Source organism: Paracoccus sp. T5 (genome assembly GCF_048538155.2).
GTDB lineage: Bacteria > Pseudomonadota > Alphaproteobacteria > Rhodobacterales > Rhodobacteraceae > Paracoccus.
In genome coordinates this window covers 281,675-296,339 of record NZ_CM135809.1, presented here as the reverse complement: position 1 = coordinate 296,339, position 14,665 = coordinate 281,675, and the positions used below count along the sequence as shown (strand labels likewise).

General features: G+C 70.4%; 13 protein-coding genes. 9 read left to right on the top strand and 4 right to left on the bottom strand.

The annotated features are described in order from the left end of the window. Positions 1 to 15: 15 nt before the first annotated feature. Positions 16 to 225 (bottom strand): DUF1674 domain-containing protein, encoded by a 210-nt coding sequence (locus tag ACNR9W_RS01470; RefSeq protein WP_419268805.1) that lies wholly within the window; start codon positions 223 to 225, stop codon positions 16 to 18. A gap of 91 nt (positions 226 to 316) precedes the next feature. On the opposite strand from ACNR9W_RS01470, the gene ACNR9W_RS01465 reads away from it, so the two are divergent. The 9 genes from ACNR9W_RS01465 (at position 317) to ACNR9W_RS01425 (ending at position 11,078) form a co-directional block, all read left to right on the top strand. Then, positions 317 to 1,552, top strand: a complete 1,236-nt coding sequence (locus ACNR9W_RS01465) for an RsmB/NOP family class I SAM-dependent RNA methyltransferase (protein WP_419268850.1) — start codon at positions 317 to 319, stop codon at positions 1,550 to 1,552. Positions 1,553 to 1,627: 75 nt separating this feature from the next. Next, entirely contained in the window at positions 1,628 to 3,214 is a 1,587-nt protein-coding gene (purH, locus tag ACNR9W_RS01460; protein ID WP_419268803.1) for a bifunctional phosphoribosylaminoimidazolecarboxamide formyltransferase/IMP cyclohydrolase, read from the top strand. Then, positions 3,214 to 3,996, top strand: coding sequence for a signal peptidase II (gene lspA / locus ACNR9W_RS01455; RefSeq protein ID WP_419268802.1), 783 nt, complete (start codon positions 3,214 to 3,216; stop codon positions 3,994 to 3,996). The genes purH and lspA overlap by 1 nt, the downstream gene beginning before the upstream one ends. 28 nt (positions 3,997 to 4,024) lie before the next feature. Then, positions 4,025 to 4,546, top strand: coding sequence for a DUF3035 domain-containing protein (locus ACNR9W_RS01450; RefSeq protein WP_419268801.1), 522 nt, complete (start codon positions 4,025 to 4,027; stop codon positions 4,544 to 4,546). Continuing rightward, positions 4,546 to 5,763, top strand: coding sequence for a cytochrome P450 (locus ACNR9W_RS01445; RefSeq protein WP_419268800.1), 1,218 nt, complete (start codon positions 4,546 to 4,548; stop codon positions 5,761 to 5,763). The genes ACNR9W_RS01450 and ACNR9W_RS01445 overlap by 1 nt, the downstream gene beginning before the upstream one ends. A gap of 172 nt (positions 5,764 to 5,935) precedes the next feature. Continuing rightward, positions 5,936 to 7,393, top strand: coding sequence for a M16 family metallopeptidase (locus ACNR9W_RS01440; RefSeq protein WP_419268799.1), 1,458 nt, complete (start codon positions 5,936 to 5,938; stop codon positions 7,391 to 7,393). Beyond that, positions 7,390 to 8,715, top strand: coding sequence for a M16 family metallopeptidase (locus tag ACNR9W_RS01435; protein WP_419268798.1), 1,326 nt, complete (start codon positions 7,390 to 7,392; stop codon positions 8,713 to 8,715). Before ACNR9W_RS01440 ends, ACNR9W_RS01435 begins: the two co-directional genes overlap by 4 nt. Before the next feature lie 111 nt (positions 8,716 to 8,826). Beyond that, the gene (mutL, locus tag ACNR9W_RS01430; RefSeq protein WP_419268797.1) at positions 8,827 to 10,635 is read left to right on the top strand and encodes a DNA mismatch repair endonuclease MutL; all 1,809 of its coding nucleotides are present in this window, start codon (positions 8,827 to 8,829) and stop codon (positions 10,633 to 10,635) included. Positions 10,636 to 10,706: 71 nt separating this feature from the next. Beyond that, a complete protein-coding gene (locus tag ACNR9W_RS01425) occupies positions 10,707 to 11,078 on the top strand; it encodes a DUF3775 domain-containing protein (protein ID WP_419268796.1) in 372 nt (123 codons plus the stop codon). A gap of 72 nt (positions 11,079 to 11,150) precedes the next feature. Here ACNR9W_RS01425 and ACNR9W_RS01420 read toward each other — a convergent pair whose 3' ends face one another. From ACNR9W_RS01420 to ACNR9W_RS01410, 3 genes are all read right to left on the bottom strand, one after another. Beyond that, positions 11,151 to 12,353 carry a PQQ-dependent sugar dehydrogenase gene (locus ACNR9W_RS01420; protein ID WP_419268795.1) on the bottom strand — a complete coding sequence of 401 codons (1,203 nt, stop codon included), beginning with the start codon at positions 12,351 to 12,353 and terminating at the stop codon, positions 11,151 to 11,153. A 113-nt stretch (positions 12,354 to 12,466) separates the two neighbouring features. Next, positions 12,467 to 13,603, bottom strand: a complete 1,137-nt coding sequence (locus tag ACNR9W_RS01415; protein ID WP_419268794.1) for a saccharopine dehydrogenase C-terminal domain-containing protein — start codon at positions 13,601 to 13,603, stop codon at positions 12,467 to 12,469. A 1-nt stretch (position 13,604) separates the two neighbouring features. Beyond that, positions 13,605 to 14,660: a saccharopine dehydrogenase gene (locus ACNR9W_RS01410; RefSeq protein WP_419268793.1), complete on the bottom strand. Its 1,056-nt coding sequence runs from the start codon at positions 14,658 to 14,660 to the stop codon at positions 13,605 to 13,607. Positions 14,661 to 14,665 lie beyond the last annotated feature (5 nt).

Below are 14,665 nucleotides of genomic sequence, written 5' to 3'. Positions count from 1 at the left end.
AACGACCCGCGCCATTCAGAAGTCCACCGCGATGCCGTTCTTTTCGTAATCGCCATAGCGCACCGGCTCGGGCCCGTCGCGGCCGCCATATTCCTCGGGCAGAATCTGGGCGGCGCGGGCGCGGCGGCGCTCTTCGGCCTCGGCCAGGGCGCGCTGCGCGGCGGGCGGCAGGTCGGGCCCGGCCTGGGGCGCGGTGTCAGCGGGGCGGTCGGTGTCATCACTCATGGAAACATCCCCCGAATGGGCGTATGGGTCGCGGTCAGTCTTGACGAACATGTAGGCGAAGGAAAGCGTTTTGGCAAAGCCGGGCGGCGATATGGCGCGCAGGGGCGCGTTGCGATTGATCCAGGGAGTGCGCGAGGGCCGGTCCCTGTCGGACCAGCAGGGCGCGCTGCGCAGCCTGGCCGTGGCCGAACAGGCCCGCGCCGCGCGGCTGGCGGCGGAAACGCTGCGCCACCAGGGTCGCGCCGATGCGGTGATCGAACCGCTGGTCAGCCGCAAGCCGGCCCCGCAGATCGCCGACGTGCTGCGCCTGGGCGTGGTCGAGATGCTGGAACTGGGGGCGCCCGCGCATGGCGTCGTGGGCGCCGCGGTCGATATGACCCGCACGCTTGGCAAGCGCGGGCAGGCCGCCGCCGGCATGGTGAACGCCGTGCTGCGCAAGGCCGCCGCCCATGCCGGTTGGGCCGACCTGCCGCCGCAGCCCTTGCCCGACTGGCTGCGCGGGCCGCTGGAGGATGCCTATGGCGACGGCGTCATGCGCGCCATCGAGGCCGCGCATCAACGGGGCGCCCCCCTGGACCTGACCCTGAAACCCCGCGCCAACGTCCTGCCGGATACCGAGATGCTGCCCACCGGGTCGCTGCGCCTGCACGGGCCGGTCCAGGTATCCGCCCTGCCGGGCTTCGACGCCGGCGACTGGTGGGTCCAGGATGCCGCCGCCGCCCTGCCTGCCCGCCTGCTGGACCCGCAGCCGGGCGAACGCATCGCCGACCTCTGCGCGGCGCCGGGCGGCAAGACGATGCAGCTGGCCGCCGCCGGCGCGCAGGTCACCGCCGTCGACATCAGCGACCAGCGCCTGAAGCGCGTGACCGAGAACCTGGCCCGCTGTGGCCTGTCGGCCGACCTGGTCACCGCCGACGCGCTGGAATGGCGCCCCGACCAGCCGCTGGACGCGATCCTGCTGGATGCCCCCTGTTCGGCCACGGGCACCATCCGCCGCCATCCCGACCTGCCCTTCATCCGCGACGGGCATGGCATCGCCGAGCTGATCGAATTGCAGGCGGCGCTGCTGGACCACGCCCTGTCGCTGCTGCGGCCCGGCGGGCGGCTGGTCTATGCCACCTGCTCGCTGATCCCGGACGAGGGCGAGGTGCAGATCGACGAGGCGCTGGCGCGCCATCCCGGCCTGACCGTCGAACGCCCCGATCTGCCCGGCATCGACCCCGCCTGGATCACCGAGGAGGGCGGGCTGCGCCTGCGCCCCGATTACTGGGCCGACCGCGGCGGCATGGACGGGTTCTACATGGCGCGGCTGCGCAAGGCAGGCTGAAGGGGGGCGGGCTGACGCTGGACCTTCGCGCGGGGTTTCGGTAATCGGGCGGGGAACCAGATCCTCGAGGCCCCCATGACCGACCCCGTCGCCCTCAAGCGCGCGCTGATCTCCGTTTCCGACAAGACCGGCCTGATCGACTTCGCCCGCGCGCTGGACGCGCGCGGCGTCCAGATCCTGTCCACCGGCGGCAGCGCCAAGGCGCTGCGCGAGGCGGGCCTGACCGTCACCGACGTGGCCGATGTCACGGGCTTCCCCGAGATGATGGACGGCCGCGTCAAGACGCTGCATCCGGCGGTCCATGGCGGGTTGCTGGCGCTGCGCGACAACGCCGATCATGTCGCCGCGATGGAGCAGCACGGCATCGGCGCGATCGACCTGCTGGTCGTGAACCTCTATCCGTTCGAGGAGACCGTCGCCAAGGGCGCGGCCTATGACGATTGCATCGAGAACATCGACATCGGCGGCCCGGCGATGATCCGCGCGGCGGCCAAGAACCACGGCTTCGTCACCGTGGTCGTGGACGTGCAGGATTACGACGCGGTCCTGGCGGAACTGGACGCGAATGGCGGTACCACCCTGCCCTTCCGCCAGCGGATGGCGCAGACGGCCTATGCCCGCACCGCCGCCTATGACGCCGCCGTCAGCACCTGGATGGCCGATGCCATCGGAGAGACCACGCCCCGCCGCCGCGCCTTTGCCGGCACGCTGGCCCAAGGGCTGCGCTATGGCGAGAACCCGCACCAGCAGGCGGCCTTCTATGTCACAGGCGACGCGCGCCCGGGCGTGGCGACCGCCAAGCAGCATCAGGGCAAGGAGCTGTCCTACAACAACATCAACGACACGGACGCCGCCTTTGAACTGGTGGCCGAATTCGATCCCGCGGACGGTCCCGCCTGCGCGATCATCAAGCACGCCAACCCCTGCGGCGTGGCCCGTGGCGCGACCGCGCTGGAAGCCTACAAGCGTGCCTTCGACTGCGACCGCACCTCGGCCTTTGGCGGGATCATCGCGCTGAACCAGCCGCTGGACGGCGCCACGGCGGAAGAAATCGTCAGGATCTTCACCGAGGTCGTGATCGCCCCCGATGCCGACGAGGATGCCCGCCGCATCTTTGCCGCGAAAAAGAACCTGCGCCTGCTGACCACGGGCGGGTTGCCCGATCCGCGGGCAGGCGGGCTGACCTTTCGGCAGGTCTCGGGCGGCATGCTGATCCAGGGCCGCGACAATGGCCATGTGGCGCCGGCCGACCTGAAGATCGTGACCGAGCGCCAGCCCTCGCAGGACGAACTGGCCGACCTGATGTTCGCCTGGACCGTCGCCAAGCATGTGAAATCCAACGCCATCGTCTATGCCAAGGACCGCGCCACCGTCGGCGTGGGCGCAGGCCAGATGAGCCGCGTGGACAGCACCCGCATCGGTCGCCGCAAGTCCGAGGACATGGCCGAGGCCCTGGGCCTGGCCCAGCCCCTGACCATCGGCTCGGCCGTGGCGTCGGACGCGTTCTTTCCCTTTGCCGACGGCATCGAGGCGCTGGCCGAGGCCGGCGCCCGCGCCGTGATCCAGCCCGGCGGCTCGATGCGCGACGACGAGGTGATCCAGGCGGCCAACCGGCTTGGGCTGGCCATGGTCTTCACCGGCCAGCGGCATTTCCGCCACTGATGGCCCGCGCCCCGCAGAAGGGCGCCCCCAAGGGCGCCGCCCCCAAGGCCAGCCGCGCCGCCCCGCCACGGACGGCCACCCCGCCGCACGCCGCCCGCGGCCATCATCCCGACACGCGCCCCCGCAGCGGCATGCGCCTGGTGGCCTGGGTTGCGGCGGCCATCTTCGTGCTGGACCAGGCGCTGAAATACCTGGTGGTCCACGTCATGCAGCTGGACCGCCTGCGCGAGATCGACGTGCTGCCGCCCTGGCTGAACCTGCGGATGGCCTGGAACCAGGGCGTGAACTTCGGGCTGCTGTCCTCGGAACAGGACGTGATGCGGTGGGTGCTGGTGGGGATCGCGGTCGCCATCTGCATCTGGGTCTGGATCTGGGTCTGGCGCGCGGCGCTGGGGCGCTTTGCCCGGGTGGCGGCGGGCTTGCTGATCGGCGGCGCACTTGGCAACGTCGTGGACCGCATCCTTTACGGCGCGGTGGCCGATTTCCTGAACATGTCGGTGCCGGGCTGGCAGAACCCCTTCAGCTTCAACGTGGCCGACATCGCGATCTTTGCGGGTGCCATCGGCCTGGTCCTGATGCCGCAGAACAAGCCCGAGACGACGCCCCCCGCCCGCAAGCGTGGCACCGGCACCCCCAAGGTCCGGCCCGCGCAGCCCAAGGGCACCGCGCCCGCCAAGCCGCAGGAGCCCTTCCTGCCGCAGGCGCGGCAGGGGGACCTGTTCGACAAGTCCCAGCAGGCATCGCGCGATCAAGCCCGTGACGGCGACGGAAAACCGGGCTAGAACGGCGCAAAGCACAAGGGGGCAGGACATGCGGACGCTGGCGCTGGTGATCGGACTGGGGATCGTGACGGGCCTTGGGGCCTGCTCGGGCGGCTCGCAGCTGAACAACATCAAGGCCGACCAGTCGGGCCCCGATGAATTCGCGATCCTGCCCACCCGCGCCCTGTCGATGCCGCCCGACCTGTCGGTGCTGCCGGCGCCCACGCCGGGCGGCACGAACATCACCGACCCGAACCCGCAGGGCGACGCGGTGGCCGCCCTGGGCGGCAACCCGGCCCGCCTGGCCGACCAGGGCATCGGCGCGGCCGACCAGGCGCTGGTGGCGCAGGCCAGCCGCCTTGGCACCGACCCGCAGATCCGCGCCCGGCTGGCCCAGTCCGATGCCGAATGGCGGGCGCGCAACAGCCGCCGCCCGCTGGAGCGGCTGTTCGGCACCTCGGCCTATCTGCGCGCCTATGCGCCCATGACCTTGGAAGCCGCGGCCGAACAGCTGCGCTGGCAGCGCGCCGGCGCCATCACCTCGACCGCGCCCGCCCCCGCCGCCCGCTGATGACGGCGGACTTCGATCCGTCGGCGCCCGGTTTCGGGGCCGATCCCTGGCCGGCCTATGCCGCGCTGCGGGCGCAGCCGGGCCTGCCCTTCTGGCCGGGCTTCGACGGGCATCTGGCCGCGCGCATGGCGGATGTCAGGGCGATCGCGCTGGACCGGCGCATGGTGCGCGACCCCGCTGCCTTCTGCCCGCCCGACGAGGTGCGCGGGCTTCAGGTCGCGGGCAACTTCCACGACATGCCGTTCCATGAACGCTATGTTCAGACCTCGATGCTGGACACGGACGGGCCGGACCATGACCGCCTGCGGCGCGCGGTCTTTCCCTTCTTCACCAAGACCCGGCTGGAAAGCCTGCGGGGCTTCGTGACGGGTTGGGTGGATGCGGCGCTGGACCGGCTGATCCCGCAGGGCCGGATCGATTTCGTGGCCGACCTGACCGCGCATCTTCCGGGGCAGGTGATCGGCCACCTGATCGGGACCGAACCCGCCCTGGCCCCGCAGATGACGGAATGGTCGGACCACGTCGTCAGCTATTTCGACATCGACCGCACCCCGGCCAAGAAGGCCCGCGCCGAGGAGGCCACGCGGCTTTTTGCCGATCTGCTGGAGGATCTGCACGCCGCCCGCCGCGCCCGCCCGCGGGACGACCTGATGTCGGCGATGATCGAGGCCGAGCAGGCGGGCCTGCTGACTCATGACGAACTGATCGCCACGATCATGCAGATCCTGCATGCCGGGCACGGGTCGACCATCGACGTGATGGGCAGCGGGCTGCACGCGCTGCTGACCCATCCCGACCAGCTGGCGCTGCTGCGCGCGCATCCCGACCTGATGCCGCTGGCCGTGCAGGAGATGTTCCGCTTTGCCGCGCCGCTGCCCTTTTTCCACCGCTATGCCTCCGAGGACCTGACGATCTGCGGGCAGGACTGGCCAAGGGGCAGCAAGTTCGGCCTGCTCTATGCGGCGGCGAACCGCGATCCGGCGGCCTTCGCGGCGCCCGACCGGCTGGACATCACGCGGCGCCCGAACGTGCATCTGGCCTTTGGCGCGGGGCCGCATGTCTGCCTGGGCAACAACCTGGCGCGGCTGAACATGGAGATCCTGTTCACCGCCCTTCTGGCCCGCGCGCCCGGCCTGGCGCTGGACGGGCCGGTGACGTGGAAGTCCGGTTTGCAGGCCCATGGCCCGACCCGCCTGCCGCTGCGCCTGACGGCCTGAACCCGCTGCCTGGGGCGCCGGGGCACGATCCCGGCCCCATCGAAGCGGGCGGGGATCGGGAGAGCTGCGCCCCTGCGCCGCATCCGCCGCGCCGCACATTCCCGCGAGGGGCGCTTGCACGCCCGCGGCCCCCGGTCCAAGTTTCGGGCAGCAAGAGGAGGTTGCCGCAAACATGTGTCGTCCCGCATTCCGTCCCGCCCTGGCCGCGGCCCTGGCGCTGACCACGTCGCTGACGGCCCTGCCCGCCCTGGCCGAGATGCCGGAGGGCATCAGCCACTTCACCCTGCCGAACGGGCTGGAAACGGTGGTGATCGAGGATCGCCGCGCGCCGGTCGTGGTGCAGATGGTCTGGTACAAGATCGGCGCCGCCGACGAGCAGCCGGGCAAGTCCGGCATCGCCCATTACCTGGAACACCTGATGTTCAAGGGCACCGACCGGCTGGATGCGGGCGAGCTGTCCAAGACCGTCACCGCCAATGGCGGCAGCGACAACGCCTTCACCTCCTGGGATTACACCGCCTATTTCCAGCGCATCGCCAGCGACCGCCTGCCCCTGGTCATGGACATGGAGGCCGACCGGATGGCCAACCTGTCCATCTCGGATGACGACTGGATGGCCGAGCGGCAGGTCGTGCTGGAGGAGCGCGCGCAACGGGTCGACAGCGATCCCCGCGCGCTGTTCGCCGAAGAGATGAACGCGCTGGTCTATGACAACCACCCCTATGGCCGCCCCATCATCGGCTGGCGCGACGAGATCGAGGCGCTGACCCGCGAGGATGCGGTCGCCTGGTACGACACGCATTATTCCCCCGAGGAGGCGATCCTGGTCATCGCAGGCGACGTGTCGGCCGATGAGGTCCGGCGCCTGGCCGAGGAGCATTACGGTGCGATTGCCGCCAAGGGAGAGGCCGCGCCCCGCATCCGCCCGCAGGAGCCGCCCAAGCGCACCACGCGCCGGATCGAGATGACGGACCCGCGCGTGGCGCAGCCGCAGATGACCCGCAGCGTGCTGGCGCAGGAACGCGATCCGGGCCAGCAGCAGAAGGCCGCTGCGCTGACCGTGCTGGCCGAACTGCTGGGCGGGTCGGTCCAGACCTCGGTCCTGGGGCGCGAACTGGTGCTGCCGGGCAAGGCGCTGTGGGTCGGGGCCAGCTATGACGGACTGTCGCTGGACCGGACGGAGTTCCGGCTGTCCCTGGTCCCGGCCGACGGTTCGACCCCGGAAGAGGCCGAGGCCGCGCTGGATGCCGCGCTGGCCAAGTTCCTGGAGCGCGGCCCGGACGAGGCCGACCTGGAGCGGGTCAAGACCCGCATCCGCGCCGCCCAGATCTATGCCCGCGATTCCGCGCATGGGCGGGCCTATGATTACGGCCAGGGCCTCTCCACCAGCCTGACGGTCGAGGACGTGAACGACTGGCCCGACATCCTGGGGGCGGTGACGTCCGAGGATGTCATGGCCGCGGCCCGCGACGTCCTGTCCGGCCCGGGCACCGTCACCGGCTGGCTGCTGCCCGGCGAGGCGGAGGCCGAGGCCGAGGCCGAGGCCGGACCGCCCGCACCGCCTGCCGCCACCCCGCCTAACCCCGAACAGCCCGCCCCCGCACCCCAAAGCCCCGAGGTCCAAGGATGATCCGCGCCGCCATCGCCACCGTGATCGCCCTGATCGCCCTGCCCGCCCAGGCCATCGAGATCCAGGAGGTCACCTCTCCGGGCGGAATCCAGGCATGGCTGGTCGAGGATGACAGCATCCCCTTTGTCGCGCTGGACATCCAGTTCAAGGGCGGCGCCAGCATGGACGCATCGGGCAAGCGGGGTGCGGTCAACCTGATGACAGGCCTGCTGGAGGAGGGCGCCGGCACCCGCGACGCTACGCAATTCGCGCAGGCGGTCGAGGATCTGGGCGCGCGGCTGTCCTTCGAGGCCGGCGACGATTCCATCTCGGTCGGATTTCAGGCGCTGAGCGAGACGCGCGACCAGGCCGCCGACCTGCTGGCCCAGGCCCTGACGCAGCCGCGCTTTGACGATCAGGCGGTCGAGCGGGTGCGCGCCCAGGTGCAGGCCATCATCCGGTCCGAGGCGAATGATCCCAACAGCATCGCCGCCAAGGAGATGGCGCAGCAGGCCTGGGGCGACCATCCCTATGCGACCTCGATCAACGGGACGCGCGAAAGCGTGGCCTCGATCGGACGGCAGGACCTGGTCGTGGCCAAGAACCGCACCCTGGCCCGCGACCGGGTCATCGTGGGGGCCGCGGGCGACATCAGCGCCGAGGAACTGGGGCCGCTGCTGGACCGGATCCTGGGCGGGCTGCCCGAACAGGCGACGGCCCCCCTGCCCGAGCCGGCAGAGCTGCAGCTGACCGGCGGCGTGACGGTGATCGACTGGGACAGCCCGCAGACGGTGGTGTCCTTTGCCGGGCCCGGCCTGCCCATCGACCATCCCGATTATTTTGCGGCCTTCGTGGCCAATCACATCCTGGGCGGCGGCGGGTTCAGTTCGCGCCTGATGGCGGAGATCCGCGAAAAGCGCGGGCTGACCTATGGCGTGGGCACCAGCCTGGCCTCGGGGCTTTACGGCCAGACCTGGCAGGGCGGCATGGCGGGATCCAACGCCACGACTGCCGAGGCGGTCGACCTGATCCGGCAGGAATGGAGCCGCATGTCCGAGGGCGTGACCGAGCAGGAGCTGGCGGATGCCAGGACCTACCTGACCGGGGAATATCCGCTGCGCTTTGACGGGAACGGGCGCATCGCCTCGATCCTGTCGGGGATGCAGCTGATCGGGCTGCCGATCGACTATATTAACACCCGCAACGAGAAGGTCGAGGCGGTGACGGCCGAGGATGTCGCGCGCGTGGCCGGAGAGATGCTGGACACCGACCAGTTGCGCTTTGTGCTGGTGGGCCGCCCCGAGGGGATCGAGGAGACCCCGGCCGAACCCGCCGCCGAGTGAGGCGCAGCCAGGGATGCCACAGGCGCCGCGCCCCGACGGGGCGCGGCGCGGTCGTGTCGGACGCCCCCGAATCTCTGGCGGCGGCGGCGTGGGCCTGCTAGATTTGGGGCCATGAACAGCCACGCCCCCAACATACGGCCGGTCATCCGGCAGCTGGATGAGGCCACCGCGAATCGCATCGCGGCCGGGGAGGTCGTGGAACGCCCGGCATCGGCGGTCAAGGAACTGGTCGAGAACGCGCTGGACGCGGGCGCCACCCGGATCGAGATCTGCATCGAGGAAGGCGGCAAGCGCCTGATCCGCGTCAGTGACGACGGCTGCGGCATGACCCCCGAGGACCTGCCCCTGGCCCTGTCGCGCCATGCCACCAGCAAGATCGACGGTTCGGACCTGCTGGCGATCACCAGCTTCGGCTTTCGCGGCGAGGCGCTGCCCTCGCTTGGCGCGGTCGGGCGCCTGACGATCACCTCGCGGGTGCAGGGGGGCGAAGGCGCGGTCATTGCCGTCACGGGCGGCCGCCTGACCCCGCCGCGCCCGGCCGCCGCCAATCGCGGCACGGTCGTGGAATTGCGCGACCTGTTCTTTGCCACGCCCGCCCGGCTGAAGTTCCTGCGCACGGAACGGGCCGAGACCCAGGCCGTGGCCGAGGTGGTCCGCCGCCTGGCCATGGCCGAACCCTATGTCGGCTTCTGCCTGTCCGCCGACGGGCGCGAGGTCTTTCGCGCCGATGCCGAGCAGGGAGAGCTGTTCGGGGCGCTGACCACCCGCCTGACCCGCATCATGGGGAGCGAGTTCGTCGACAACGCCCTGCCCATCGATGCCGAACGCGACAGCCTGGCGCTGACCGGCTTTGCGGCGCTGCCGACCTATTCGCGCGGGGCGGCGGTCGCCCAGCATCTTTACGTCAACGGCCGGCCCGTACGTGACAAGCTGCTGACCGGGGCGCTGCGGGCGGGCTATATGGATGTGATGGCGGCCAACCGCTATCCGGCGGTGGTGCTGTTCCTGAACTGCGATCCGCAGCTGGTCGACGTGAACGTGCACCCGGCCAAGGCCGAGGTCCGCTTTCGCGATCCGCAGGCGGCGCGGGGCCTGCTGGTCAGCGCGCTGCGCCACGCGATGGCGCATGCGGGGCATCGCGCCTCGCAGACCCTGGGCCAGGCGACGCTGGAGGCGCTCCGGCCCGGACCGCCGGCACCGGCCGCCCCGGCCTGGCGGCCCGAGACGCCCTCGGGTCCGGCCATCCGCGCCGCGCTGGACCTGCAGGCCCCGACAGCCGGTTTCGCCGAGGCACCCTCGGCCCGCTATGATGCCGTCGAGGACAGCGCGCCCGAGGAGGCGCCCCTGGGCGCCGCCCGTGCCCAGATCCACGAGAACTATATCATCGCGCAGACACCCGACGGGCTGGTGATCGTCGATCAGCATGCCGCCCATGAACGGCTGGTCTATGAACGCCTGAAGGCGCAGGCCGAGGCCAAGGGTATCGCCTCCCAGGTCCTGCTGATCCCCGAGATCGTCGAGCTGCCGCAGGCCGATGCCGACCGCATCCTGTCCGTCGCGGAGGATCTGGCCCGGCTGGGTCTGGTGATCGAGCCCTTTGGCGGCGGGGCGGTGGCGGTGCGCGAGGCGCCGGCCATGCTGACCCGCCTGAACGCGGCCGCGCTGATCCGCGACATCCTGGACGACCTGGCCGATCAGGGCAGTTCGGACCGGCTGCGGGCGCGGCTGGATGCGGTCCTGTCGTCGATGGCCTGCCACGGCTCGGTCCGGTCGGGGCGGCGCATGACCGCTGAGGAGATGAACGCCCTGCTGCGCGAGATGGAGCGCACCCCCCGGTCCGGCCAGTGCAACCACGGGCGGCCGACCTGGGTCAAGCTGCGGCTTTCGGATATCGAGCGCCTGTTCGGCAGGCAGGGCTGACAGCCGCCGCTTGACGCAGGGCCCCGGGCAGCGCGATGCTTGGCGTGCAGGTTCCAACGGGGGAAGGACCGATGCTGCAGATCGCCGCCGACAAGATTGCCCATATCATCATCCGTGCCCGCGACTATGACAGCGGCGTCAATGCCTGGGCGCACCAGGGCAGCGGCCGACAACATGGCACCCGCACCGAGCTGCACGACTTCATCGCCAACCTGAACGAGGACGAACAGGCCAGCCTGGTGGCGGTGATGTGGATCGGCCGCGACAGCTTTGAGCCCGAGGAACTGTCCGAGGCGATCGACACCGCGCGCGTCGAACGCAGCATCCCGACCGAGGATTACCTGATGGGGGAACCCCGGTTGGCCGATCTGCTGGAGGCCGGGCTGGAGGCCCTGGGCATCTCTCCGGGCGAGATTGAGAACGACCTGCAGCGGCAGGTCTGAGGACAAAAAAATGGGGCAGCCCGAAGGCCGCCCCGACTACTCTTGACACAACAGTCTGGGCCGGGGCCGCGCCTACCCTTCCGGGGTGATGCGGACCATCTGGCCGTTCTCGTGATCGGTGATCAGGACCAGGGCGCCGTCCTGCGCGACCTCCAGGTCGCGGACGCGGCCGATGCCTTGCAGGTGACGGTCCTCGCCGGTGACCTTTTCATCTGCAATCTTCAGGCGGATCACATCCTGGGACTGCAGCCCGCCCAGCAGGGCCTGTCCCTGCCAGTCGGGGAACATGTCGCCGTCATAGAAGACCATGCCGCTGAGGGCGGGCGAAGGGTCCCAGTAATATACCGGCTGAACGGTGCCCTCCTTCTGGGTCACGCCCATCTCGTCGCCGCTGTAGTCGACGCCATAGGTCACCTCCGGCCAGCCATAATTTCCGCCGGCCTCGATCAGGTTCAGCTCGTCGCCGCCCTTGGGGCCGTGTTCATTCATCCACAGCTGTCCGTCGGGACCCATCGCGGCCCCCTGGATGTTGCGATGGCCCATGGACCAGATCTCGGGCAGCGCGCCTTCGATCCCGGCCCCTGCCGGGGTGCCGTCCACCGCGTCGATGCGGATGATCTTGCCCAAGGTCGCCTGCGGGTCCTGCGCATACTGCCGCGGCTCGGGGTCGGAACGCTCTCCCAGCCCCACGAAGATATGGCCCTCGCCGTCATGCACGATGCGCGCGCCGAAATGCTTGGTGGAGGCCCAGGCCGGCTGCTGCTGCCAGATGCGCTGGACATCCTCCAGCCGGGTCCGGTCCTCGGACAGGATGCCGGTGGCCACGGCGGTGCCGTTCTTGCCGTCGCCGCGCGGCTCGGCATAGGTCCACCAGACGCGACGCGTTTCGGCGAAATCATCCGCGATCGACACGTCATGCAGGCCGCCCTGGTCGCGGTTGTCGACCTCGGGAAGGCCCTCGATCGGGTCGGACAGCTGCCCCTCAGCTGACACGATCCGCATCCGTCCGGGCCGTTCCGTCACCAGCCAGTCGCCATCGGGCAGCTGCACCAGCCCCCAGGGATGCTCCAGCCCCTCGGCCAGCACCGTCCGGGTCAGGGCGATGTCGCCCTCCAGCGCCGGGGCGCGGGTCTGGTTCTCGAAGGCGGGGGTCTGGTCATAGGCCGCGCCATGCGGCGGCGTCGCGTTGAAATCCTGCGCCGAGGCCAGAGAGGCCAGAAGGCCGGTGGCGGCAAGGGTGATCAGGCTTGTCGTCGGGCGGCGCAATGCGGGCATCTGTGTCGTCCTCTCGGGTCTGGTCAGGGATTGTGCCCTCACAATCCCCAAGCCGCGCCGACGTTCCCCGCCCCCGCGTCACGAACACGTCAGGGGCGGGGGTGGCAAAGCCGTCACGCCAGGTGATCGACCTTGTCCATGTGCTGGGCGATGCCTGCCACCTTGTCCAGCCAGTCGCGGACCAGCGCGGGATCATGGGGCGCGGCCTGCACGCCGGTGGGCAGGCGCCCCTCCCGCAGGGTCTCGACCGCCAGGGCCACGGGCACCGAGACAAGCTGCGCCATCGCGCTGCCCTGGTCATTGCCCTGCGCGTCCAGCACCCATTCCTTGTCCCAGATCACCTGGCCGCCGCGCTCGGCCCGCAGCGCCACGAACAGCACAACACGGTCCGGTTCGCCCTCGGCATAGCTGTTCTCGCGCCAGAACTGGTCGGCCATCTCGCGCAGGCGGGTCTCGCCGGCCGGCCCCTCCAGCGTCTCGATCTCGGAAAAGACCGGCGTCCAGACCTGCTGCCAGCCCTGCAGGCGGATGGTGCCGCGAACGAAGTCCTGAACGTCCCAAGCCTCGTCGAAACCGTATTGGCGCACGAAGGGCAGGCTGTCGCGATTGGGATAGACCTCGAAGGTCTCCGGTTCGGGCAGCGGCGCCTGATAGGCCTCGATCGCGTGCCAGGGCCGGGCCACGTCGCGCACCGCCCCGCCCCGCAGCGACCGCGACGGCGACCGCAGCGCCCGCAGCACACCCAAGGGCGACCAGCTGAACTTGTAGCGGAAGGAATTGGCCTTTGCCGGCACACCGCCGCAATAGGAGGTAAAGCGCACCACGTCGCCCGGCTGCGCGACCTGCCGGTAATCATCCACCAGGTCATGGGCCATCAGGTGGTCGATGCCCGGGTCCAGCCCGACCTCGTTCACCAGGGCCACGCCCGCCGCGCGGGCCTCGGCGTCCAGCGCCGCCATTTCCGGAGAGACATAGCTGGAGCTGACAAAATGCGCCCCCTTGGCGATGGCCATGCGCGCCAGCGGCACATGCTGGTCCGCGGGCAGCATCGACACGACCACATCGCCCCGGCTGACGACAGCTTCCAGCGCCTCGGGGGAATATTCGCGGATCTCGCCGGTCAGGTCGCCGACCTCGGCGCGGGCCTTTTCGACCGTGCGGTTCCAGACAAAGACCGGCGCGCCCGAATCGATCAGGCGGCGCAGGCCCGGGATCGCGCTGAGACCGGTTCCGACCCAGTGGATGTTCATCTCAGACCTCTTTCGCATGGTCGTGGTACAGCGCGCCCGCCCGCGCCCAGGGGCCGGTCTCGGGCGCATCCAGCCCCTCCAGCACCGGCAGCAGCTGGGCTGCGTAATCCTCGGAACTTTCGCGCGGCAGCATCGAGGGCAGGTTGTCGATCGCCACGACGTCCAGCGGCGGCACCTCGGCCACCCGCAGCGCCGGCTGGTCCCAGCTGGTCGTGCGGTCATAGACCTTGATCGGGGAAAAGTCGCTGGTCGGATCGCAGGCCACGTCGCCGATCACGGTCAGCGCCCGGTTCGGCCCGGTGGCATCGGCAGGGACAAAGACCGGCGCGCCGGGTTGGGCTAGGATCGCGTTGATGAAGATGTCGTGCATCAGCACCTCGGGGAAAGGTCCGCCATGGGCCGTCTCGGCGATGTCCCACTTGGTCACCGACACCCCCATCTGGGAAAGCAGGTCGCATGCGCCCGACCCGACCCGGCCCTTGGCGCCGATCACGATGGCGCGGGGCCGCGGACGGCCGGTCGCGTCCAGATGCGCCCGCAGCGCGTCCAGCAGGTGATGCTTGTCCGGATAGGCGCCGACCGGCCCGCAGATCCCGCCCGACTGCTGCGCGACCCAGCAGTCCAGCGACACGGCCGCCCCTGCATAGCCCGCCCAATAGCCAAAGGCCGCCAGCCGCCGTCCCGCGTCATCCGTCAGGTATTCCAGGTCATAAAGCGTCCCGCCGCCGTCCTTGAAGCGGCGCAGCAGCGCCTTGCCCGCGGGCTGGCCCTTGAAGGCATGGCCGAACATGATGTGACGGTGGCGCAGGGGGGTGCCGTCCTCGGGCAGCTCCTTCAGGCCGAAGATGATCGCGTCGTCCGGCGCGGTGGGCCAGCTGCCCTCGGGCGCGATGGCGGCGCCGGCCTTGGCATAGGCCTCGGTCGGGATGACCCGGCGCGGGCTTTCCTCGACCGTGACGGTCATGCCCTGCTTGATCAGCCGCGACACGCCCGCGGGCGTGATGCCCACGCGATCCTCGTTCGGACGGCTTTCCGCCCTGACCCACAGATGTGTCATCCCCA